The 22232-nt window shown below is 60.2% G+C and carries 23 protein-coding genes; 17 read left to right on the forward strand and 6 right to left on the reverse strand.

The genetic code is table 11. From position 1 onward, the window contains the following. Nucleotides 1-129 precede the first annotated feature (129 nt). From ACWR1S_RS17215 to ACWR1S_RS17225, 3 genes are all read right to left on the reverse strand, one after another. Nucleotides 130-768 (reverse strand): LysE family translocator, encoded by a 639-nt coding sequence (locus ACWR1S_RS17215; protein WP_454564340.1) that lies wholly within the window; start codon nt 766-768, stop codon nt 130-132. 1 nt (nt 769) lies between these two features. Further along, on the reverse strand, nt 770-1540 hold the full coding sequence (locus tag ACWR1S_RS17220) for a 2OG-Fe(II) oxygenase (protein ID WP_077574095.1): 771 nt from the start codon (nt 1538-1540) through the stop codon (nt 770-772). Nucleotides 1541-1629: 89 nt separating this feature from the next. Beyond that, nucleotides 1630-2256, reverse strand: coding sequence for an alanyl-tRNA editing protein (locus ACWR1S_RS17225; RefSeq protein ID WP_454564341.1), 627 nt, complete (start codon nt 2254-2256; stop codon nt 1630-1632). Nucleotides 2257-2346: 90 nt separating this feature from the next. Between ACWR1S_RS17225 and ACWR1S_RS17230 the strand changes: the two genes are divergently transcribed. Further along, nucleotides 2347-3345: a LysR family transcriptional regulator gene (locus tag ACWR1S_RS17230; RefSeq protein ID WP_077574093.1), complete on the forward strand. Its 999-nt coding sequence runs from the start codon at nt 2347-2349 to the stop codon at nt 3343-3345. Nucleotides 3346-3407: 62 nt separating this feature from the next. Here ACWR1S_RS17230 and ACWR1S_RS17235 read toward each other — a convergent pair whose 3' ends face one another. Together ACWR1S_RS17235 and ACWR1S_RS17240 are read right to left on the reverse strand one after the other, a co-directional pair. Then, nucleotides 3408-3815: a PA2817 family protein gene (locus tag ACWR1S_RS17235; RefSeq protein WP_007967565.1), complete on the reverse strand. Its 408-nt coding sequence runs from the start codon at nt 3813-3815 to the stop codon at nt 3408-3410. Nucleotides 3816-3889: 74 nt separating this feature from the next. Further along, a complete protein-coding gene (locus tag ACWR1S_RS17240) occupies nt 3890-6337 on the reverse strand; it encodes an acyl-CoA dehydrogenase (protein ID WP_454564342.1) in 2448 nt (815 codons plus the stop codon). A gap of 248 nt (nt 6338-6585) precedes the next feature. Between ACWR1S_RS17240 and ACWR1S_RS17245 the strand changes: the two genes are divergently transcribed. The 4 genes from ACWR1S_RS17245 (at nt 6586) to ACWR1S_RS17260 (ending at nt 9745) form a co-directional block, all read left to right on the forward strand. After that, a complete protein-coding gene (locus ACWR1S_RS17245) occupies nt 6586-7245 on the forward strand; it encodes a transglutaminase-like domain-containing protein (RefSeq protein WP_454564343.1) in 660 nt (219 codons plus the stop codon). 43 nt (nt 7246-7288) lie between these two features. Continuing rightward, the gene (locus tag ACWR1S_RS17250) at nt 7289-7912 is read left to right on the forward strand and encodes a glutathione S-transferase family protein (RefSeq protein ID WP_454564344.1); all 624 of its coding nucleotides are present in this window, start codon (nt 7289-7291) and stop codon (nt 7910-7912) included. Nucleotides 7913-8036: 124 nt separating this feature from the next. Further along, complete coding sequence (locus ACWR1S_RS17255; RefSeq protein ID WP_454564345.1) at nt 8037-8969, forward strand: ABC transporter ATP-binding protein; 933 nt, start codon at nt 8037-8039, stop codon at nt 8967-8969. After that, the gene (locus ACWR1S_RS17260) at nt 8966-9745 is read left to right on the forward strand and encodes an ABC transporter permease (protein WP_008087860.1); all 780 of its coding nucleotides are present in this window, start codon (nt 8966-8968) and stop codon (nt 9743-9745) included. Before ACWR1S_RS17255 ends, ACWR1S_RS17260 begins: the two co-directional genes overlap by 4 nt. A gap of 80 nt (nt 9746-9825) precedes the next feature. On the opposite strand, the gene ACWR1S_RS17265 is transcribed toward ACWR1S_RS17260, so the two are convergent. Next, entirely contained in the window at nt 9826-10344 is a 519-nt protein-coding gene (locus tag ACWR1S_RS17265; protein WP_322844424.1) for a DUF2062 domain-containing protein, read from the reverse strand. 136 nt (nt 10345-10480) lie between these two features. Here ACWR1S_RS17265 and ACWR1S_RS17270 point away from each other — a divergent pair, with 136 nt between their 5' ends. The 12 genes from ACWR1S_RS17270 (at nt 10481) to ACWR1S_RS17325 (ending at nt 22009) form a co-directional block, all read left to right on the forward strand. Then, the gene (locus ACWR1S_RS17270; protein WP_454564346.1) at nt 10481-12715 is read left to right on the forward strand and encodes a DNA internalization-related competence protein ComEC/Rec2; all 2235 of its coding nucleotides are present in this window, start codon (nt 10481-10483) and stop codon (nt 12713-12715) included. A 101-nt stretch (nt 12716-12816) separates the two neighbouring features. Beyond that, nucleotides 12817-13452, forward strand: a complete 636-nt coding sequence (locus tag ACWR1S_RS17275) for a MotA/TolQ/ExbB proton channel family protein (RefSeq protein ID WP_007908216.1) — start codon at nt 12817-12819, stop codon at nt 13450-13452. Next, nucleotides 13449-13877, forward strand: a complete 429-nt coding sequence (locus ACWR1S_RS17280) for an ExbD/TolR family protein (protein ID WP_127929345.1) — start codon at nt 13449-13451, stop codon at nt 13875-13877. Before ACWR1S_RS17275 ends, ACWR1S_RS17280 begins: the two co-directional genes overlap by 4 nt. Then, on the forward strand, nt 13877-14887 hold the full coding sequence (gene lpxK, locus ACWR1S_RS17285) for a tetraacyldisaccharide 4'-kinase (RefSeq protein ID WP_454564347.1): 1011 nt from the start codon (nt 13877-13879) through the stop codon (nt 14885-14887). The genes ACWR1S_RS17280 and lpxK overlap by 1 nt, the downstream gene beginning before the upstream one ends. Before the next feature lie 21 nt (nt 14888-14908). Then, nucleotides 14909-15094: a Trm112 family protein gene (locus ACWR1S_RS17290; RefSeq protein ID WP_003174668.1), complete on the forward strand. Its 186-nt coding sequence runs from the start codon at nt 14909-14911 to the stop codon at nt 15092-15094. After that, nucleotides 15091-15855, forward strand: coding sequence for a 3-deoxy-manno-octulosonate cytidylyltransferase (gene kdsB / locus ACWR1S_RS17295; RefSeq protein ID WP_454564348.1), 765 nt, complete (start codon nt 15091-15093; stop codon nt 15853-15855). Before ACWR1S_RS17290 ends, kdsB begins: the two co-directional genes overlap by 4 nt. After that, on the forward strand, nt 15855-16319 hold the full coding sequence (locus ACWR1S_RS17300) for a low molecular weight protein-tyrosine-phosphatase (protein WP_102900035.1): 465 nt from the start codon (nt 15855-15857) through the stop codon (nt 16317-16319). Before kdsB ends, ACWR1S_RS17300 begins: the two co-directional genes overlap by 1 nt. Then, the gene (gene murB, locus ACWR1S_RS17305; RefSeq protein ID WP_454564349.1) at nt 16316-17335 is read left to right on the forward strand and encodes a UDP-N-acetylmuramate dehydrogenase; all 1020 of its coding nucleotides are present in this window, start codon (nt 16316-16318) and stop codon (nt 17333-17335) included. Before ACWR1S_RS17300 ends, murB begins: the two co-directional genes overlap by 4 nt. A gap of 312 nt (nt 17336-17647) precedes the next feature. Then, nucleotides 17648-18118: a (2Fe-2S)-binding protein gene (locus tag ACWR1S_RS17310; RefSeq protein WP_123466814.1), complete on the forward strand. Its 471-nt coding sequence runs from the start codon at nt 17648-17650 to the stop codon at nt 18116-18118. Then, the gene (locus ACWR1S_RS17315) at nt 18115-20436 is read left to right on the forward strand and encodes a molybdopterin cofactor-binding domain-containing protein (protein WP_454564350.1); all 2322 of its coding nucleotides are present in this window, start codon (nt 18115-18117) and stop codon (nt 20434-20436) included. Before ACWR1S_RS17310 ends, ACWR1S_RS17315 begins: the two co-directional genes overlap by 4 nt. Next, complete coding sequence (locus ACWR1S_RS17320) at nt 20436-21416, forward strand: XdhC family protein (protein WP_454564351.1); 981 nt, start codon at nt 20436-20438, stop codon at nt 21414-21416. Before ACWR1S_RS17315 ends, ACWR1S_RS17320 begins: the two co-directional genes overlap by 1 nt. Next, nucleotides 21413-22009: a nucleotidyltransferase family protein gene (locus tag ACWR1S_RS17325; protein WP_454564352.1), complete on the forward strand. Its 597-nt coding sequence runs from the start codon at nt 21413-21415 to the stop codon at nt 22007-22009. The genes ACWR1S_RS17320 and ACWR1S_RS17325 overlap by 4 nt, the downstream gene beginning before the upstream one ends. The last annotated feature ends 223 nt before the right edge of the window (nt 22010-22232 follow it).

The following is a 22232-nucleotide window of genomic DNA, read 5'->3' on the forward strand; positions in this document are numbered from 1 at the left end:
CCATATTCACAAAAACGCCGCTCTATTGAGCGGCGTTTTTGTATGCGCGATTTGTGCTCGTTTCTTCAGACATAAAGAAAAAGGCCCGCCGAAACGATTCGGCGGGCCTTTTTGCATTTTGGCGTCTGCTTACCAGGACAGCATCAAGCGGCCGGCAAACAGGATCAGCACCACGCCCATGGTGCGCTCAAACCAATGTCCCATGCGCATGAACAGCAAGCGCACCCGATTGCTCGAGAAAAACAACGCGACCACGACAAACCACAGCGCATTCACGAAGCACATCCACAGACCGTAAAAGGCCTGGATTTGCAGGGGCGTGCTGGCGCTGATGATCGTGGTGAAGATGGCCAGGAAAAACAGCGTGGCCTTGGGGTTGGTCGCATTGGTCAGAAACCCCGTGCTGAACGCTTTGAACAGGGTTTGTTCAACCACCGGTTCCTCGCGGGTGTTCTCACCTTCAAGGGCCGATTTGGGTTTGCTGCGCAACAGGCTGACACCCAGATAGAGGATGTAAGCACCGCCCACCACTTTGGCCACGGTCAGCAACCACGGCGTGGTGTGCATCAGTGCCCCGACGCCCAGCAGTGTGTAAAGCACGTGCACGGAAATCCCCGCGCCGATCCCCAGCGCCGTGCAGATCCCCACCAGTCGGCCGAAACGCACGCTTTGGCGAATAGTCACCGCGAAGTCTGGACCGGGAGCAACCACGGCCAGAAAGTGAATGGTTGCCAGCGCCAGAAACTCGCCCAGATAATTCGAATACATCTCAGCTCCAGTAGGTCAGGGGTGAAGCATTGCCGCGATAGCCGACAAAAAAGGAAAGACTCAAACGCGGATCGGCCACACCCGGGGTCACCGAGTGCATGCGTCGCGAATTGAACATGATGAAATCGCCCGGTTGCGGTCTGACTTCGAGGGTCGGCGGGCCGAGCAGCGCCGGCTCAATGCCGTAACTGTCGCCACGCATTTCATCGAATTGATCCGGGCTGATGTCGTCGTCCCACATTTGCAGCGCACCGCCCTCGGTCGGCATGTTCAGATAGACGTTGCAGGCGAACTGCGCTTCCAGGCTGCGGGCCTGGAAACTGTCCGGGGCGTCTTTGGCGAAAATGTCGTGATGGGCGAGGAAGCACACGCCGGGTTTCACCACTCGCGAAAGGCCGACATACATTTTGCGGCCGTAGAGGTTTTCCAGGTGTGCGCCAGCCGGCCAGGACTCGTCGAGCATGCAGCGCAAGGTGTCGATCGGTGAGGAGTAGGGTGCGCAGCGATTGCGCAGTTCGGCGATGTTGCTGGTGGCGCGTTCGAAGTAATCCTCGATCAGCAGCGGCTGGTTTTCCGCTTCGTAAAAAGCCATGCCGATGCGGCCGATACTGGGCGCGTTGATGTAACCCTCAAAGCCTGGAGCGAGAATCTTGTCGCCAATCTGAATGGCCAGCGGCTCCGGCAAAAAGCCTTTGACGCGAATGGCGAGGACTTCTTCGTTGGCCAGTTTTTTTATGCACGTCTCATCGAGACGCTCGACGTCTAGCATCATTTTTTTTAGGTCCATCTATCGATAGTCTACGGAAGCTGCGAGTGCAGTTCCCCGGCGTCGGACGCTGCGCGGGGCAACGTCCGAAATGCTCAATCCACGCTGTAGTGGACGGACAACGTGCCTTTCTTCTGCGAAAGTGACGCGATCGTGACTGTGCCCAGATCCTTCAGGCTACGTACATGGGTGCCGCCGCAGCCATAAGCCGGGAGTTCACCGAAACCGATTTCCCGCGCACCTTCGCGCAGCGAGGTCAGGCGGGGCAGATCGTGCTCGATCCACTGGTCGATGCCGCACTGAACGATCTCGGCGTCGACTTCCTGCGCGGCATCACCGGGTTTGAATTGCACGCGACCTTCATCCGGCCAGTGGTGTGCCTTGATCGGCATCCAGCCCATGGCCTGAACGAAATGCCCGATCAAGTGGCCGGCCGAATGCATGCGCGTATTGAAACAGCGGCGCTGTTCGTCGACGCGGATGCAGGTCATACCGAGTGCCACTGGCCGGTCGACAAAGTGAATGATCCGGTCCGGTTCCTGTACCACACGCAGTACCTGGCTTTCGCCGATCCAGCCGGTATCACACGGCTGGCCACCACCTTGCGGGTGGAACAGCGTGGCGCGCAAGACCACGGCGAATTCGTTCTCTTGGGGCGTGCAGTCGAGGACTTCCACATTGGCCTTGAGGTCATCACTATGGAAAAAGAGGCGAAGCGTCATATTCCATGCCCTTATTAAAGTTTCTGTTTTTATTATATGAATCGTGCAATAACGTGATAATCCGTTCAAACATCAAAGGACTTGTGCGCTGTGAGCATCAATCTGCCGCTACCGCTGCTCGGTGAAATGGCGATTTTCGTCAAGGTCGTGGAGACCGGCAGCTTCTCTGAAGCCGCTCGGCAATTGGGCTCATCGCCGTCAGCGGTGAGCCGCAGTATTTCGCGGCTGGAAAAAGCCTTGGCCACGCGGCTGCTGCAGCGCACCACGCGTAAGCTGCGTTTGAGTGACGGCGGCGAGGAGGTGTTCAAGCGTTGCCAGGAAATGGTCAGCGCGGCCAAATCGGTGATGGAAATCAGTGGCCAGTTCACTCACGAAGCGGAGGGTCTGGTGCGCGTCAGCGTGCCGAAAGCGGTGGGTCGCTTCGTGATCCATCCGCATATGCCTGAATTTCTGCGGCGTTATCCCAAGGTCGATGTCGAGTTGCTACTGGAGGATCGTCAGGTCGATTTGATTGACGATCATGTCGATCTGGCGATTCGCATCACGGATCGACCACCGGCCGGGTTGGTCGGTCGGCAATTGCTGACCATCGATCATTTGCTCTGTGCCACGCCGCAATACCTGGCTGAACACGGCACACCGACCCACCCGCATGATTTGCTCAATCACAGCTGTATTTATCTGGGTGAAACCCCCAGTGATGCGCGCTGGAAATTCAAGAAAGGCAGCAAGGCAGTGACGGTGGGTGTGCGTGGTCGCTATGCCGCCAATCACACGGGCGTGCGATTGGGCGCGGTGTTGCAGCACATCGGCATTGGCAGCCTGCCGTACTTCACCGCCCGCTATGCACTTGAGCAGAAGTTGATTGTGCAGGTGTTGCCAGACTGGACGTTCCTTGCGTCCTATCACGGCGGACTGTGGTTGCTGCATTCGCCGACGCGTTATCTGCCACCCAAGTTGCGGGTGTTTATCGACTATCTGGTGGAGTGTCTGCAGAAAGAGCCGACCTTGAGCAAGCCGGGAAAGTCAGGTGGTGCGAGTAACGCAGCCATGGCGTATGAATTACCGGAAAGCGAAGGGTTGCTCTAACGCCAACGCAAAAAAATGCCCGCATGGACAACCATGCAGGCATTTTCATAACGGCGCGAAAATCAGTGCTTGCTGTCCTGAGCGGACATTGCCAGCAATTGTTTTTCCTGATTCCAGTCGAACGGTTCGTCGTTCTGTTCAGCTTCGTAACGGCGTTCTTCCAGCGCCTGATACAGGTCGATCTCTTCATCGGACAGGTAGTGCAGGCAGTCACCGGCGAAGAACCACAGCAGATCGCGCGGGATCAGGTGGGCGATTTGCGGGTAACGGGTAATCACTTGAGTCAGGATGTCCTGACCCAGATATTGGCTTTCGATCGGATCGATCGGCAGCGATGCCAGCAGTTCGTCGAAGCGCTCCAGGAACAGGGCATGGCTTTCTTCGGGAACCTGTTCGGCCTCACCTACGGCGACCAGGATACTGCGCAGGTGGTCGAGCAACACAAGATGATCGGCAACGACATTGGACACGAGATAAGTCCTCAAGAGCAAAACGGGCGCGGGAGTATAAAGCCCCTGCGCCCTCTTGGACATGGTTGTCAGGATCAGCGGACTTTGCCCTCTGCGAGCGCCAGTTCCTCTTTGTCGAAATCATCGACGTCGATCACCTTGCGTCGCGCTGCTTCGGCATCGCGCAGGCTCTGCGCTTCCACCGGTTGCAATACCCCGGCCTCCAGTGCTGCATCGATGGCATGTTCACCCGCGACCGGTTTCACCTGACCGCTTTTCAGCGAAGTGTGCAGTTTTTTGTGCAACGGCTGCGCGGCGTTAAGCAAATCGCTGGCATGTTGCAGCGCGCCGACCGCATCGTCTGCCGATTGCGGGCGATAGCAACCGGCAAGCAGTTCTTCCAGTGCCGGATCGCCTTTGGCGCGACCGATTACGCCAGCCACTTCGGCACCGAGTTTGTCCGATGGGCCTTTGTGACGACGACCGAACGGAAATACGATGCCTCGCAGCAGACAGCCGAACACCTTGTTCGGGAAGTTGCGCAGCAACTCATCCATTGCCCGTTCCGCCTGACCGAGGCTTTCTTCCATTGCCCAACGGAACAGCGGCTCCATGTACGCCGGCGAATCCAGATCGTGATAGCGCTTGAGCGCGGCAGAGGCCAGATACAGGTTGCTCAGCACATCTCCCAAACGTGCTGACAGACGTTCGCGACGCTTCAGTTCGCCGCCGAGCAGCATCATGCTGAAGTCGGCGAGCATGGCAAATGCCGCTGCCTGGCGATTGAGTGCACGGAAGTAGCCTTGGCTGATCTTGTCGCCTGGCGCATGTTCGAAGTTGCCAAAACCCAGGTTCAGTACCAGCGTGCTGGCAGCGTTGCTCACAGCGAAACCGATGTGTTTGAGCAGCAGGCCATCGAACTCTTTCAGGGCCTGATCCTTGTCCTCACGACCGGCGAGGGCCATTTCCTTCAGTACGAACGGATGGCAGCGAATCGCGCCCTGACCGAAGATCATCAGGTTGCGCGAAAGAATGTTCGCGCCTTCCACGGTGATGAAGATCGGCGCACCGTTCCAGCTGCGCCCCAGGTAGTTGTTCGGCCCCATGATGATCGCCTTGCCGCCATGCACATCCATGGCGTGGCTGATGCACTCGCGACCGCGCTCGGTGAGGTGATACTTGAGGATTGCCGACAGCACCGACGGTTTCTCGCCCAGATCCACCGCGTTAGCCGTGAGCATCCGCGCCGCGTCCATCATCCACGCGTTGCCGCCGATGCGCGCCATGGCTTCCTGAATACCTTCGAACGCCGACAGCGGCACATTGAACTGCTCACGAATCTGCGCGTATTGGCCGGTCACCAGGCTGGTGAACTTGGCTGCACCGGTACCGACGGCCGGCAACGAGATTGAACGGCCGACCGACAGGCAGTTCATCAGCATCATCCAGCCTTTGCCGAGCATCTCCTGACCGCCGATGAGGAAGTCCAGCGGGATGAACACATCTTTGCCGGAGTTGGGGCCGTTCATGAACGCTGCGCCCAGGGGCAGGTGACGGCGACCGATTTCGACGCCGGCGGTATCGGTTGGGATCAGCGCGAGGCTGATGCCGAGGTCTTCCTTGTCGCCCAGCAGATGTTCCGGGTCGTAAGCCTTGAAAGCCAGACCGAGCAGGGTGGCGACCGGGCCGAGGGTGATGTAACGCTTTTCCCAGTTCAGGCGCAGGCCGATGACTTCCTGGCCTTCCCATTGACCTTTGCAAATGATCCCGGTGTCGGGCATCGCTCCGGCATCGGAACCGGCGAGCGGACCGGTGAGGGCGAAGCACGGGATGTCATCGCCACGTGCCAGCCGTGGCAGGTAGTGATTGCGTTGTTCGTCGGTGCCGTAATGCAACAGCAGTTCAGCCGGGCCGAGGGAGTTGGGCACCATCACGGTGGAGGCGAGGTCACCGCTACGAGTGGCCAGTTTCATCGCCACTTGCGAGTGAGCGTAAGCTGAGAAACCTTTGCCACCGAATTCTTTCGGAATGATCAGGGCGAAGAAACCGTGTTCCTTGATGTGCGCCCAGGCTTCAGCCGGCAGGTCCATCGACTGGCCGATCTGCCAGTCAGTAACCATCGCGCAAAGCTCTTCGGTCGGGCCGTCGATGAACGCCTGTTCTTCTTCGCTCAATTGCGCCTTGGGATAGGCCAGCAGTTTGTCCCAGTCCGGACGGCCGCTGAACAGCTCGCCATCCCACCAGACGGTACCGGCGTCGATCGCGTCGCGTTCGGTCTGCGACATCGGCGGCAGGGTTTTCTGGAACCAGTTGAACAGCGGCGCGGTGAAATGCTTGCGGCGCAGGTCAGGCAGCAGCAACGGTGCAGCGACCACCGCCAGCAGGACCCAGAACACCAGCAACAGCCATCCCGGCGCATGACTGAAAATACCCATCGCCAGCAGGTAGACGGCCACGATGCCCAGCGCAGGCAGAGGGGAAATACGCCGGTGGGCGAGATATGCCACACCAACGATCAAAACCAGTATCCACAACAACAGCATATTCAGTCCTCCGTGAACCAAGGCAAATCGACCCTCCAGAGCTTAGACGGCATCTGTAAAACCGGGTGGTCAGACCAAGGTGATTGAAATCGTGGGAAACCCCGGATGGTTTTCGTAGGTCCGGTGGGCAACACGTGTGGGAAATCGTTCGATCAATCCGCACCTTTGCGTCCAAGTTTGGCCGAAACGTCGTTATCTCTGTGCTGAAGCTGTCGCTAGACTCGGGGCTCACCCAGGAGATTGTCGCCATGCACGAGTATCTGAGCCCCGGTCGCTTCATCGATAGTGACCATCCGGCCGTGGTGGAGTTCGCCGAACAGCATCGGGGTGCCAGCCGCGATCCGCTCGCGCAGGCGATCAGTCTTTATTACGCCGTGCGCGAGGCGGTGCGCTACAACCCGTACACCTTCAGCCGTGATCCACAGACCTTGTGCGGCAGTTATGCGCTGGCGAGGGGGGAGAGTTATTGCGTACCGAAAGCCACGCTGCTCGCCGGTTGCGCGCGGCATTGCGGGATCCCGGCACGGATCGGCCTGGCCGACGTGAAAAATCACCTGTCGACCCCGCGCCTGCTCGATTTATTGAAAAGCGACATGTTCGCCATGCACGGTTACACCGAGTTGTTCCTCAATGAACGCTGGGTCAAGGCCACACCGGCGTTCAATCAGAAACTCTGTGAGTTGTTCAACGTCGCACCGCTGGAGTTCGACGGTATCAACGACAGCGTTTTTCATCCGTTCAACCGTGACGGCGCGCAGTTGATGGAGTATCTGGTCGATCATGGGCAATTTGCCGATGTGCCGGAAACGTTCTTCTTCGAACATCTGCAAAAGTGCTATCCGCACCTGTTCACCGACCAGCAGCCGCAATTGCTCGGCGATATGCAGAGTGATTTGAGCCGTACCTGATCCGGCGTATGCTGCCTGCCCACGCATTTGCAAAGAGGCGGTCATGCTGAAGATCTGGGGACGGAAAAACTCATCGAATGTCAGGAAGCCATTGTGGGCCGCCGAGGAACTCGGTCTGGCCTACGAGGCGATTGATGCCGGCGGCGCATTTGGCGTGGTCGACACGCCCGAGTATCGGGCGATGAACCCGAACGGCCGGGTGCCGGTGATCGAGGACGACGGTTTTGTGCTGTGGGAGTCCAACGCCATCGTTCGCTATCTGCTGGCCAAACATGCGCCCGACAGCAACTGGTATTCGGCCGATCCGCAAGCTCGTGCCATCGCCGACAAATGGATGGACTGGACCACGTCGAGTTTTGCCGGCCCGTTCCGCACGGTTTTCTGGGGCGTGTTGCGCACCCCGGCGGACAAGCAGGACTGGCCAGCGATCAACGCCGCGATCAAGGAATGCAGCGAGTTGCTGAGCATGGCTGACGAGGCGCTGGCCAGCCAACCGTATCTCTCCGGGAAAGACATCGGCATGGGCGACATCCCGCTCGGCAGTTTCATTTATGCCTGGTTCGAGATGCCCATCGAACGCGCGCCGCAAGCGCATCTGCAAGCCTGGTACGAGCGCCTGAAGCAACGTCCAGCCTACAAAAAAGCAGTCATGACCGCGTTGACTTAATACCTACTATCGACACACTTGACTGTACTTGTGCGGCGGCGGCAAGCACCATTGCGCACTTGCGCTGCGGTTCGATCTTTCGCCGCCGTCTCCTTTTATCCCTTCCATGGTGCGTAAATCAGATATGAGTTCCGCTCTGTCCATCCGGCAGCTAACCAAAACCTACGGCAACGGGTTCCAGGCCTTGAGTGGTATCGATCTGGACGTCGCCGAAGGTGACTTTTTCGCCTTGCTCGGCCCCAACGGTGCCGGCAAATCCACGACCATCGGCATACTCTCGACCCTGGTCAACAAGACCAGCGGCACGGTGAATATCTTTGGTCATGACCTGGACAAAAATCCTGCGCAGCTCAAGCGCTCGATCGGCGTGGTGCCGCAGGAATTCAACTTCAACCAGTTTGAAAAGACCTTCGACATTGTCGTCACCCAGGCCGGTTACTACGGCATTCCGGCGAAGATCGCCAAGGAACGCGCCGAGCAATACCTGACGCAATTGGGTCTGTGGGACAAGCGCGATGTGCCGTCGCGTTCGCTGTCGGGGGGCATGAAGCGCCGGTTGATGATCGCCCGGGCGCTGGTGCACGAACCGCGTCTGCTGATCCTCGACGAGCCGACCGCAGGCGTCGACATCGAGCTGCGCCGTTCGATGTGGACGTTCCTCACCGAACTGAACCAGAAAGGCATCACCATCATCCTCACCACGCACTATCTGGAAGAGGCTGAGCAGCTGTGCCGCAACATCGGCATCATCGACCACGGCACCATCGTCGAAAACACCAGCATGAAACAATTGCTCGGCCAGCTGCACGTCGAAACCTTCCTGCTGGACCTGAAAAACGACTTGAACGCCGCGCCGCAATTGCTCGGCTATCCGGCCCGGTTGATCGACAGCCATACCGTGGAAGTCCAGGTCGACAAATCCATGGGCATCACGGCGTTGTTCACCCAGTTGGCGCAACAGAACATCGAAGTGCTGAGCCTGCGTAACAAAACCAATCGCCTCGAGGAGCTGTTCGTGTCCCTGGTGGAGAAAAATCTGTCGAAGGTGGCGGTATGAGTTCCGAATTCCGTCCCAACCTCGTCGCCCTCCAGACCATCGTTTACCGCGAGGTCAAACGCTTCACGCGGATCTGGCCGCAGACGCTGCTGCCACCGGCGATCACCATGGTTCTGTACTTCGTGATTTTCGGTAACCTGATCGGCCGGCAGATCGGCGACATGGGTGGCTTCACTTACATGGAGTACATCGTGCCGGGGCTGATCATGATGTCGGTGATCACCAACTCCTACGGCAACGTGGTCTCGAGTTTCTTCGGCAGCAAGTTCCAGCGCTCCATCGAAGAGCTGATGGTGTCGCCGGTGTCGCCGCACACGATTCTGATCGGCTTCACCATTGGCGGTGTGTTGCGTGGCCTGATGGTCGGCGTGATCGTGACGATTTTGTCGCTGTTCTTCACCCATTTGCAGGTGCATCACCTCGGGGTGACCATTCTGGTGGTGGTGCTGACGGCGACAATTTTCTCGCTGCTGGGCTTCATCAACGCGGTGTTTGCGCGCAATTTCGATGATATTTCGATCATCCCGACCTTTGTGCTGACGCCGCTGACGTACCTGGGCGGGGTGTTCTACTCGATCACGCTGCTGCCGCCGTTCTGGCAGACCGTGTCGCTGGCCAACCCGGTGCTGCACATGGTCAACGCCTTCCGTTACGGCATTCTGGGCGTGTCGGATATCAAGATCGGCATTGCGATCACCTTTATGCTGGTGGCGACCGTTGTGCTGTATCTCGGTTGTGCACGATTGCTGGTGAGTGGGCGCGGGATGCGGACCTGATCCAATGTGGGAGCGAGCCTGCTCGCGAATGCAGACGCCACAAATCAAAACGGCCTCCCACTGCGGAGGCCGTTTTGCATTCAGCGCATTCTGTTTTTCTTGCGCCGCGCCCATTGCCGCGCCACCCACCAGCGCCAATACATCATCACAATGAAGTAGGCGAGGGCGCCGAGCACCAGGCCCACCACCACCGAACCCAGCAGGAACGGCTGCCACAACGTCGACAACTCGCCGCTGATCCATTCCCAGGTCAGCTCATCGGGCAGATGCCGTGCGGGCACATCCATCAACCACGCACCCGCCTGATACGTGCAGAAGAACACCGCCGGCATGGTAATCGGATTGGTCAGCCAGACCAGGCTGACGGCGATCGGCATGTTGCCCCGCACAGTGATGGCCAGCGCGGCCGCCACCAGCATCTGTGCCGGAATCGGCAGAAAAGCGGCGAACAAGCCGACCGCCATCGCCCGGGCGACCGAGTGGCGGTTGAGGTGCCAGAGATTCGGGTCATGCAGCAACTTGCCGAGAAAGCGTAAGGATTTGTGTTCCCTGATGCTCGTCGGGTCGGGCATGTAACGTTTGAATAAGCGCCGGGGCATAAGGCTTCTCGGTCGGTTAAGGCGGCAAGTATGTCTGGATTCTACGAAGCGCCCATTCAGACTTTGTGACAATTGTTGACGACGCACGTGCCCGACACCCGCTATGCCTAAGTGCGGGACTCTCAAGGACGGGCTTATGCGCACAGGGATGATGGCGCTGGCAGTCGGTCTGCTGGCCGCGGTTTTTATGCCGGCCTTACCGCCGGTCTGGTTGATGCTGTTGCTGCCGGTGGCGGCTTTGATGTTGCTGCCGTTTCGCAGCTATCCATTGGCGTTTTTGCTCTTTGGTTTCACGTGGACCAGTGTCGGTGCGCAATGGGCGCTGAATGATCGCTTGCCGGCTGAGCTGGATGGCGAAACTCGCTGGCTAGAAGGGCGGGTCGTGGGCTTGCCGCAGAACAGTGACGGCGTGGTGCGCTTCGAATTGGCGGATGCGCGCTCACGTCACGAAAAACTGCCGTTGCTGATGCGACTCGCCTGGTACGCCGGGCCGCCGGTCAACAGTGGCGAGCACTGGCGTTTGGCGGTGAAGTTGAAGCGTCCCGGTGGATTGCGCAATCCCGAGGCCTTCGACTATGAGGCGTGGCTGCTGGCGCAACGCATCGGAGCGACAGGCACGATCAAGGATGGCCAGCGGCTGAGCGAGGCACGCTGGGCCTGGCGCGACAGCATTCGCCAGCGCTTGCTGAGTGTGGATGCTCAAGGACGAAATGGCGCACTGGCCGCTCTGGTGCTGGGCGATGGTTCGGGGCTCAGTCGCGAGGACTGGCAGATCCTGCAGGACACCGGCACCGTGCACTTGCTGGTGATTTCCGGTCAGCACATTGGTTTGCTGGCGGCGGTGATGTATTGCCTGGTCGCAGGCATGGCGCGATTTGGCCTGTGGCCATTGCGTTGGCCGTGGCTGCCGTGGGCCTGTGGGCTGGCGTTCGCGGCAGCGTTTGGTTACGGCCTGCTTGCCGGGTTCGATGTGCCGGTGCAACGGGCCTGCGTGATGGTCGGCCTGGCGCTGTTATGGCGCCTGCGCTTTCGTCATCTCGGCGCATGGTGGCCGCTGCTGCTGGCGTTCAATGGCGTGCTGTTGCTGGATCCGCTCGCCAGTTTGCGTCCGGGGTTGTGGCTCTCGTTTGCAGCGGTGGCGGTGCTGATCTTTACCTTTGGCGGTCGTTTGGGGGCGTGGCGCTGGTGGCAGACCTGGACGCGGGCGCAATGGTTGATCGCGATCGGTTTATGCCCGGTGCTGGTGGCGCTGAGCTTGCCCATCAGTCTCAGCGGGCCGCTGGCCAATTTGTTCGCTGTGCCCTGGGTCAGTCTGGTGGTGTTACCGCCGGCGTTGCTCGGGACGCTGTCGTTGCCGGTTCCGTATGTGGGCGCCGGCCTGCTGTGGCTGGCCGGCGGTTTGATCGATGTATTGTTTCGCGCGCTGGCAATGATTGCCGGGCATTGGCCTGCGTGGATTGCGCCCTCGATGTCCGCCTGGGTCTGGGCGATTGCCAGCCTCGGCGCCGTTTTGTTGCTGTTGCCGCGCGGAGTGCCCCTGCGGCCACTGGGTTGGCCACTGTTGTTGCTGCTGGCCATGCCACCCCGCGAGCGATTGGCCGAAGGCCTGGCCGACATCTGGCAACTTGATGTGGGCCAAGGCCTGGCCATCCTGATCCGTACCCGCCATCACGCGTTGCTCTATGACGCGGGACCACGCTTTGGCGATTTCGATCTCGGCGAGCGGGTGGTGTTGCCCGCGTTGCGCAAACTCAGCGTGGAAAAACTCGATCTGATGCTGCTTAGCCATGCAGACGCCGATCACGCGGGTGGCGCTCTGGCGATCACCCGTGGTTTGACCGTCGATCAAGTGATCAGCGGTGACCCGGCGGGACTGCCCGTGCAGTTGAGCGCCGAGGCCTGCGAAAGTGGTCGGCAATGGCAGTGGGACGGTGTGCGTTTTCAACTCTGGCAGTGGACGGACGCTCACGACAGCAATCAGCATTCCTGCGTGTTGCAGATTGAGGCCAATGGCGAGCGTCTGCTGCTGACCGGTGATATCGACACCCACGCCGAACGCGTATTACTCGACAGTCCACTGGCGGTCCCGACGCAATGGCTGCAATCGCCTCACCATGGCAGCCGCAGTTCATCGTCAATGGCGCTGCTCAAGGTGCTGCAACCTGAAGCCGTGTTGATTTCCCGCGGACAGGGCAACTCTTTTGGCCATCCACATCCGACCGTACTGGCGCGTTATCGCAAACTGGGCCTGCGCCTTTACGACAGCGCCGAACACGGCGCCATTCATCTGCAATTGGGCCGCTTCAAGCCGCCGTGGACGATGCGTCAACAGCGGCGTTTCTGGCGCGATCCGCCTGCGCTCGCCCGTTGATCGGTGCCAGCATGGATGGCACATCACGGTCGTCGGGGCGGCGGGTCTTAATCGTGAATCGGTATGGTAAAGTGGCGCACTTTTTCGAGGGGACTGTCACTGTGTGGGAATTGGTCAAATCCGGCGGCTGGATGATGTTGCCGATCATTCTGAGTTCCATCGCGGCCATGGCGATCGTCGCCGAGCGCCTGTGGACCCTGCGCGCCAGTCGCGTCACTCCCGAGCATCTGCTGGGCCAGGTCTGGGTCTGGATCAAGGACAAGCAGCTCAATAAAGAAAAACTCAAGGAATTGCGCGCCAATTCGCCGTTGGGGGAAATCCTCGCCGCCGGTCTGGCCAACTCCAAGCATGGTCGCGAGATCATGAAAGAGTGCATCGAAGAAGCCGCCGCCCGGGTCATTCACGAGCTCGAGCGCTACGTCAATGCGCTGGGCACGATTGCCGCCATGTCGCCGTTGCTCGGTCTGCTCGGCACGGTGTTGGGCATGATCGACATTTTCAGCGCCTTCACCGGTTCCGGCATGACCACCAACGCCTCGGTATTGGCCGGCGGTATCTCCAAAGCGCTGATCACCACCGCTGCGGGCCTGATGGTCGGTATTCCGGCGGTGTTCTTCCACCGGTTCCTGCAACGCCGCATCGATGAGTTGGTGGTGGGCATGGAGCAGGAAGCGATCAAACTGGTTGAAGTGGTGCAGGGCGACCGTGACGTCGATCTGGCCGAGGGCCGCGCGTGAAATTCCGTCGCAAGCCTCGGGAAACCATCGACATCAACCTCGCGTCGCTGATCGACGTGGTGTTCATTCTGTTGCTGTTTTTCGTCGTCACCACCACGTTTACCCGTGAAACCCAGCTACGCGTTGATTTGCCGGAAGCGGTCAGTGGCTCACCTGCCGAAGATCAGCAGCTTAAGCAGATCGACGTGGCCATCAGTGCTGAAGGCGTGTTTTCGGTGAACAACAGGATTCTGCCGAAGAACGATCTGGCGACCCTGATGGAAGCCATGCAGAAAGAGTCCAACGGTGACACCAACATGCCGTTGTCGATCAGTGCTGACGGCAAGACGCAGCACCAATCCGTGATCACCGCCATGGACGCGGCCGGCAAGCTCGGTTTCAGCCATCTGCGCATGACCACGGTCGAGGCGGCGCCCAAATCCTGATGAGCCTGTCTGATCGTTTGCTCGCCGCGTGGTATCAGGGGCACCCGGCCCTGACGCTGCTGCGGCCGCTTGAATTGGTGTATCGCCGCGTGGTGGTCAACAAACGCCAGCGCTTTCTCGACGGTGAAGGCGAGATCTATCAGCCGCCGGTGCCGTTGATCGTGGTCGGCAATATCACCGTGGGGGGGACCGGCAAGACGCCGATGATTCTCTGGCTGATCGAACATTGTCGGCGCAGTGGTTTGCGCGTCGGCGTGGTTAGCCGTGGTTACGGTGCCAAACCGCCGCAGCTGCCGTGGCGCGTCGAGGCTGATCAAGCCGCCGACATCGCCGGTGACGAGCCGCTGCTGATCGTCCAGCGAACCGGTGTGCCGCTGATGATCGACCCCGATCGCAGCGCCGCCGTCAAAGCCTTGCTCGCCAGCGAACCGCTGGATCTGATCCTCTCCGACGACGGCATGCAGCATTACCGGCTGGCGCGGGATCTGGAGCTGGTGCTGATCGACGCCGCTCGCGGTCTCGGCAACAAGCGTTGTCTGCCGGCCGGGCCGTTGCGTGAGCCGATCGAACGCCTGCAAAGCGTCGACGGCGTGCTGTTCAATGGTGCCACCGAAGACCGCGACGACGGTTTCGCTTTCCGTCTGCAACCCACCGCGCTGGTCAATCTGCGCAGCGGCGAGCGTAAACCCCTTGATCACTTTCCCGCTGGCCAGGCCGTGCACGCGGTCGCCGGCATCGGCAATCCGCAACGTTTCTTCAATACCCTCGAAGCGCTAGACTGGCGAGCAGTCCCGCACGCGTTTGCCGATCACGCTGAATACAGCGTGCAGGCCTTGAATTTCACACCGTCATTGCCGTTGGTGATGACTGAAAAGGACGCGGTGAAGTGCCGCGCTTTTGCTGCTGCCGATTGGTGGTATCTGGCGGTCGATGCTGTGCCGTCGCCGGCCTTCGTGGCCTGGTTCGACACACAGCTGATGCGCCTGTTGCCCGATCGGCTTTTGCCTTAACTCTTTATTCAGGGAATGTTCATGGACACCAAATTGCTCGACATCCTCGCGTGCCCGATCTGTAAAGGCCCGCTCAAGCTCAGCGCCGACAAGACCGAACTGATCAGCAAGGGCGCCGGCCTGGCATACCCGATCCGCGATGGCATCCCGGTGATGCTCGAAAGCGAAGCCCGTACCCTGACCACCGACGAGCGTCTGGATAAATGACCACCGCCTTCACCGTTGTCATCCCGTCGCGTTTCGCCTCGACCCGCTTGCCGGGCAAGCCGCTGCTGGACATCGCCGGCAAGCCGATGATCCAGCACGTCTGGGAACAGGCGAGCAAAAGCAGCGCCACCCGCGTGGTGGTCGCGACTGACGATGCGCGCATCGTCGAGGCCTGCCAGGCCTTTGGTGCCGAAGTGGTGCTGACCCGTGAAGATCACAATTCCGGCACTGATCGTCTGGCCGAAGTCGCGGCAAAACTGGGCCTCGAGCCCGACGCGATCGTGGTCAACGTGCAGGGTGACGAGCCGCTGATTCCGCCGAGCGTGATCGATCAGGTCGCTGCCAACCTGGCCGCGCACACCGAAGCGCGCATGGCCACCCTGGCCGAGCCGATCGAAGACGTGGACACTCTGTTCAATCCGAACGTGGTCAAGGTGGTCAGCGACATGAACGGTCTGGCGCTGACCTTCAGCCGCGCGACCTTGCCATGGGCACGCGATGCATTCGGCAAAAGCCGTGAGCAATTGCCCGAAGGCGTGCCATACCGTCGTCACATCGGCATTTATGCCTACCGCGCCGGTTTCCTCCACGACTTCGTGAGTTGGGGGCCGTGCTGGCTGGAAAACACTGAATCCCTCGAGCAATTGCGTGCCCTGTGGCACGGCGTGCGGATTCATGTCGCTGACGCCTTGATCGCGCCACCGACGGGTGTCGACACCGCTGAAGACCTCGAGCGCGTTCGTCGCCTGCTGGGGGCCTGATGCGGGTTTTGTTTGTGTGCCTGGGCAATATTTGCCGTTCGCCCACGGCCGAAGGCGTATTGCGCCACAAACTGCGTGAAGCGGGGCTGGCGGATCAAGTCGAAGTGGCTTCCGCCGGGACCGGTGACTGGCACGTCGGCAATCCGCCAGACAAACGCAGCCAGGCCGCGGCCAAAGTGCGCGGCTATGACTTGTCGGCACAACGTGCGCAACAGGTCAGCCGTGCGGATTTCGCCAGTTACGACCTGATTCTGGCGATGGACAACAGCAACCTGCGCAATCTCAAGGCGTTGCAGCCGTCCACCGGCAAGGCTGAGCTGGATCTGTTCCTGCGCCGTTATGCCGGGTTGGTCGATGAAGTGCCGGATCCGTATTACGACGGCGATCAGGGTTTCGAGCAGGTGCTGGATCTGATCGAAGCCGCGTGTGACCAACTGTTGATCGAAGTGAAGGGCCGGTTATGAGTTTGCAGGTACAACCGCAGGTTTCCCTGAAACCGTTCAACAGTTTTGGCGTGGATGTTCGTGCGCAATTGTTCGCCGAAGCCCATAGCGATGCCGATGTCCGCGAAGCGCTGGCGTATGCCACGGCTCACGATATGCCGTTGCTGGTCATCGGCGGCGGCAGCAACTTGCTGCTGACCGCCGACATTGCGGCGCTGGTCCTGCGCATGGCAACACGCGGAATCCGTGTGATCAGTGATGATGGCAACCGCGTGGTGATCGAAGCTGAAGCGGGCGAGCCATGGCATCCGTTTGTCCAGCACACACTGGCGCAGGGTTTTTCCGGGTTGGAAAACCTCAGTCTCATTCCCGGCACCGTCGGTGCAGCGCCGATGCAGAACATCGGTGCCTACGGCGTCGAAATCAAGGATGTGTTTGCCGGGCTCACCGCGCTGGATCGCCAGACCGGCGTACTGCGCGACTTCACTCTGGAAGAATGCAACTTCGCCTACCGCGACAGTCTGTTCAAGCAGCAGCCGGGGCGTTGGCTGATTCTGCGCGTGCGCTTCAAACTCGATCGCGTCGCGCATCTACATCTGGAATACGGCCCGGTGCGCCAGCGCCTGACCGAGCAGGGCATCGAGCAGCCGACCCCCACCGACGTCAGCCGCGCGATTTGCAGCATTCGCAGTGAAAAACTGCCGGATCCGGCGGTGCTTGGCAATGCCGGCAGCTTCTTCAAGAATCCGCTGGTGTCGGCGGCCATCGTCGCGCAGATCAAAGCGCAGCATCCCGATGTGGTCGCCTACGCGCAACCGGACGGACAAATGAAGCTCGCTGCAGGCTGGCTGATCGAGCGCGCGGGCTGGAAGGGTTTTCGCGAAGCCGATGCTGGCGTGCATAAGTTGCAGGCGCTGGTGCTGGTCAATTACGGCGCGGCGACCGGTCTGCAGCTGCTCGATCTGGCGCAACGCATCCAGAAAGATATTGCCGAACGGTTCAATGTCGACCTGGAGATGGAGCCCAATCGGTATTGAAGCAGCGGCGAGCTTCAAGCTTCTAGCGGCAAGCTACAATCTTGAGCGTGAGCCAGCTACTGCTTTTACTTGCAGCTTGTAGCTAAAAGCTCGTAACTGAAAAGCCCTGTCTCAGCAGGGCTTTTTCGTTAATGTTGGGTTAACTTAGCGAGCTAACGATAACCGTCATTTGCTCCACCAAAGGCCCGGTGCAGACGTTCGCGTCGGCACAAGAGAGCCTCATTAGCCTGAGTCGATCTGCGTGAACCACCGCCGATTCAACGGCGGCAGATTGCTCGACCCCATAACCACCAAAAATATGCGGGCGTGCCCATGATTACCCTGAAACTCAACGGTCAAGACCATCCCCTCGATGTCACTGAAGACATGCCGCTGTTGTGGGCGATTCGTGATGTTGCCGGTTACAACGGCACCAAATTCGGCTGCGGCATGGGCCTGTGTGGCGCCTGCACCATTCACATCGACGGTTTGCCGGCGCGCAGTTGCATCACGCCGATTGGCTCGGTGGTCGGCCAGAATGTCACCACCATCGACAACCTGCACGCCGACCCGGTGGGGCAGGTGGTCCAGCAAGCCTGGCTCGATTCGGCGGTCGCGCAGTGCGGTTTCTGTCAGGGCGGGCAAATCATGTCGGCCACCGCGTTGCTCAAAACCAATCCAAACCCGAGCGACGAGCAGATCGAAGAGGCCATGGTCGGCAACATTTGTCGCTGCGGCACCTACAACCGAATCAAAACCGCTATCCGTCAGGCTTCCACTCACTTGAAGGAGGCCAAGGCATGAGCCGCTTACCGAACGATTTCGCCCTGAGCAATCTCAGCCGTCGAGGTTTCCTCAAAGGCGTCGGCGCCACCGGTGCGTTGGTGTTGGCCGCCAGTTGGGGTTGGCAGGATGCGTTGGCTGAAGACAAACCGAAACAGTTCGGCGCCGATGGCATGCCCAACGGCTGGATTGATGATCCGAAGGTCTACGTCAGCATCGCCGCTGATGGCACCGTCACCGTTGTGTGCAACCGTTCGGAAATGGGCCAGGGTGTGCGCACCAGTCTGACCATGGTCGTCGCCGATGAGCTGGAGGCCGATTGGGCCCACGTCAAAGTGCAGCAGGCGCCGGGTGATGAGGTGCGTTTCGGCAACCAGGACACCGACGGTTCGCGCAGCATGCGTCACTGGTATGAACCGATGCGTCGTTGTGGCGCGGCGGCCCGCACGATGCTGGAGCAGGCAGCGGCCTCGCAGTGGAAAGTCCCAGTGGGCGAATGCCACGCGCAGTTGCACAAGGTGATTCACAAGCCTTCCGGTCGTGAGCTGGGCTATGGCGAACTCGCCGCTGCGGCCAGTGCGTTGCCAGTACCGGCACGCGACAGTCTGCGCCTCAAGCAGCCGGCGGAATTTCGCTATATCGGCAAGGAAGGCACCCGAGCGATCGACGGTGACGACATCGTCAACGGTCGCGCGGTATACGGCGCGGACGTGCATTTTGACGGCATGCTGTACGCGACCATCGCCCGTCCGGCGGTGTACGGCGGCAAGGTCAAATCGCTGGACGACAGCGCCGCGCTGAAAGTCCCTGGCGTGCTTAAAGTGATGCAGATCGAAAGCCGTCCGCTGCCCTCGGAATTCCAGCCGTTGGGTGGCGTGGCCGTGGTGGCCAGCAACACCTGGGCGGCAATCAAGGGCCGCGAAGCGCTGAAAATCGAGTGGGACGATGGCCCGAACGCCAGTTATGACTCGATCGCCTATCGCAAGGAGCTGGAAGCCGCATCGCTCAAGTCCGGCAAAGTGGTGCGCAACACCGGCGATATCGACAAGGCTCTCAGCGGCGCTGCCAGCACTCTCGAGGCTTCCTATTATTTACCGCATCTGGCCCAGGCACCGATGGAGCCAATGGTCGCCATCGCCCGTTACAAGGACGGCGTTTGCGAAGCCTGGGCGCCGAGTCAGGCGCCGCAAGTCACCCGCGAACGAATTGCTGAGCGCCTTGGCCTGCCATTCGACAACGTCACCTTCAATGTCACGCTGCTCGGCGGTGGTTTCGGACGCAAATCCAAGCCGGATTTCGTCGTCGAAGCGGCGATCCTCGCCAAAGAATTTCCCGGCAAAGCGCTGCGGGTGCAGTGGACACGCGAGGACGACATCCACAACTCGTATTTCCACACCGTGTCCGCCGAATATCTGAAGGCTGGCGTCGGCAAGGACGGCATGCCATCGGGCTGGTTGCATCGCACCGTAGCGCCGAGCATCACCGCGCTGTTCGCGCCGGGCATGAATCATGAAGCGGCGTTCGAACTGGGCATGGGCTTCACCAACATGGCTTACGCGATTCCCAATGTGCGCCTGGAAAACCCCGAAGCGACTGTGCACTCGCGGGTGGGTTGGTATCGCTCGGTGTCGAACATTCCCCATGGTTTCGCCATCCAGAGCTTCGTCGATGAGCTGGCGCACAAGGCCGGTGAGGATCCGCTCAAGTACCAGATCAAACTGCTTGGCCCGGACCGGCAGATCGACCCGCGCACCTTGAGTGAAGAGTGGAACTACGGCGAGTCTCCCGAGCGTTATCCGATTGATACCGGCCGTATGCGCACCGTGCTGGAGACGGCGGCCAAGGCGGCCGGATGGGGACGCCAAATGCCCAAGGGCCGTGGTCTCGGCCTGGCGGTGCATTACAGTTTCGTCACCTACGTGGCGGCGGTGATTGAAGTCGAGGTCAAGGACGACGGCACGCTGATCGTGCACAAGGCTGATATTGCCGTGGATTGCGGGCCGCAGATCAACCCTGAGCGCATTCGCTCGCAGTTCGAGGGCGCCTGCGTGATGGGCCTCGGTAATGCGGTGCTCGGCGAAATCAGCTTCAAGGACGGCAAGGTCCAGCAGGACAACTTCCATATGTATGAAGTGGCGCGCATGTCGCTGGCGCCGAAGGAAGTTGCGGTTCATTTGGTCACGCCGCCGGGTGATGTGCCGTTGGGCGGTGTCGGCGAACCCGGCGTGCCGCCGATTGCCCCGGCATTGTGTAACGCGATCTTTGCCGCCACCGGCAAACGCATTCGCAATCTGCCGGTGCGTTATCAGTTGCAAGGCTGGCAGAAGGCAGAGGCGTAATGGACAGCGTCGACCTCAACGTCCTGCGCAGTGTGCTCGAATGGCGCTGCGCCGGACAGCGGGTGGTGCTGTTCAGCGTGGTGCAGACCTGGGGCACCGCGCCCCGGGCGCCCGGTGCCATGCTCGCCTTGCGTGAGGATGGCGTGGTGATCGGTTCGGTGTCGGGCGGGTGCGTCGAGGATGACTTGATTGCCCGTTTGCACGATGGGCGTATCGCCAGCGATGGGCCGCCGGTGCAATTGATCACCTATGGCGTCACGCGAGAGGAGGCGGCGCGCTTTGGCTTGCCTTGTGGCGGCACGTTGCGCCTGACTGAAGAACGGATCGGCGATCCCGCGTGGGTTGCCGAGTTGCTCGCGCGTTGTGAAGCTCACGAGATCGTTGCCCGTGAGCTGAACATTGAAACCGGTGAAGTGGTTTTGACGGCGGCGAGCAAAGCCGATTCGCTGGCGTTCGACGGCAAAACCCTGCGCGCGATCTACGGTCCGCGCTGGCGCCTGCTGCTGATCGGCGCCGGGCAGTTGTCGCGCTACGTCGCGGACATGGCGCGGCTACTGGATTTTGAAGTGCTGATCTGCGACCCGCGCAGCGAATTCGTTTACGGCTGGGAAGAGCATCACGGTCGCTTCGTCCCCGGCATGCCGGATGACGCGGTGCTGAGCATTAAGACCGATGAGCGCACGGCGATTGTCGCGCTGACTCACGACCCGCGTCTGGATGACATGGCGTTGCTCACGGCGCTGGATTCGCCGGCCTTCTATGTCGGCGCTCTGGGCTCGCGGGTCAACAGTCAGAAGCGTCGGGAGAATCTGGCTCAGCTAGGCTTGTCGGTACAGGCGATCGATCGCCTGCACGGCCCGATCGGTCTGCACATCGGCAGCCATTCGCCGGCTGAAATTGCCTTGTCCTTGCTGGCGGAAATCGTCGCGATCAAGAACGGCGTCGAGTTGAAGCAGAAGAAAACTTTGGAGGACGCATGAGTCGATCCATTGCAGTGATTGTGTTGGCAGCGGGCGAGGGCAGTCGCTTTCGCCAGGTGGCGGGCGCCGATAAGGACAAGTTGCTGGCGGACTGCACCGGGCGGGATGGTGCGGTGCGTTCGGTGATCGAGCAGGTGTTGGTGAACCTCCCTGCCGGTCTTGATAAGCGCGTCATGGTGACAACTGAGGCGCGGCCGCAGGCAATGCGCATGGCGCAGGCTTATGGCTGTGACGTTGTCTCGATTGCATCGACCGGGATGGGCGACAGCATTGCCGCTGGCGTCGCGGCATGCCCGGAGGCTGATGGCTGGTTGATTGTGCTGGGTGATATGCCGTTTATCTTGCCTTCCACTATCGAGCGGGTGGTTGCGGCCATTGCCGATGATGCGGTGGGCGTGCCGGTACAGGATGGCGAGTTTGGTCATCCGGTGGGGTTTGGGCGGTCGTTTGGTTTGGGGTTGCAGGCGTTGAGCGGCGATCGTGGGGCCAGGCCGTTGTTCAAGCAGGGCAGGGTGGTAGAGATTGTTGTCGATGATTCAGGTGTTCTGTGGGATATCGATGTGCCTGAGGCTTTGGTTTTTACCGCGTCTTGAGGTTTGTGTGAATTCCTTAGAGCCCTCACCCTAACCCTCTCCCAGAGGGAGAGGGGACTGACCGAGGTGTTCTTTCAAGGTACACCGACCTGAAACTTCGAGTCGAACTCCGGCCTTGAAGCACAGGGAGATCGGCTCCCTTTCCCCCTCGCCCCGTGGGGAGAGGGCTGGGGTGAGGGGGGTGGATCTAGAATCCACCACAAAAAATCGAGGCATAAAAAAG

It is taken from the genome of Pseudomonas sp. AIG, from assembly GCF_977020205.1.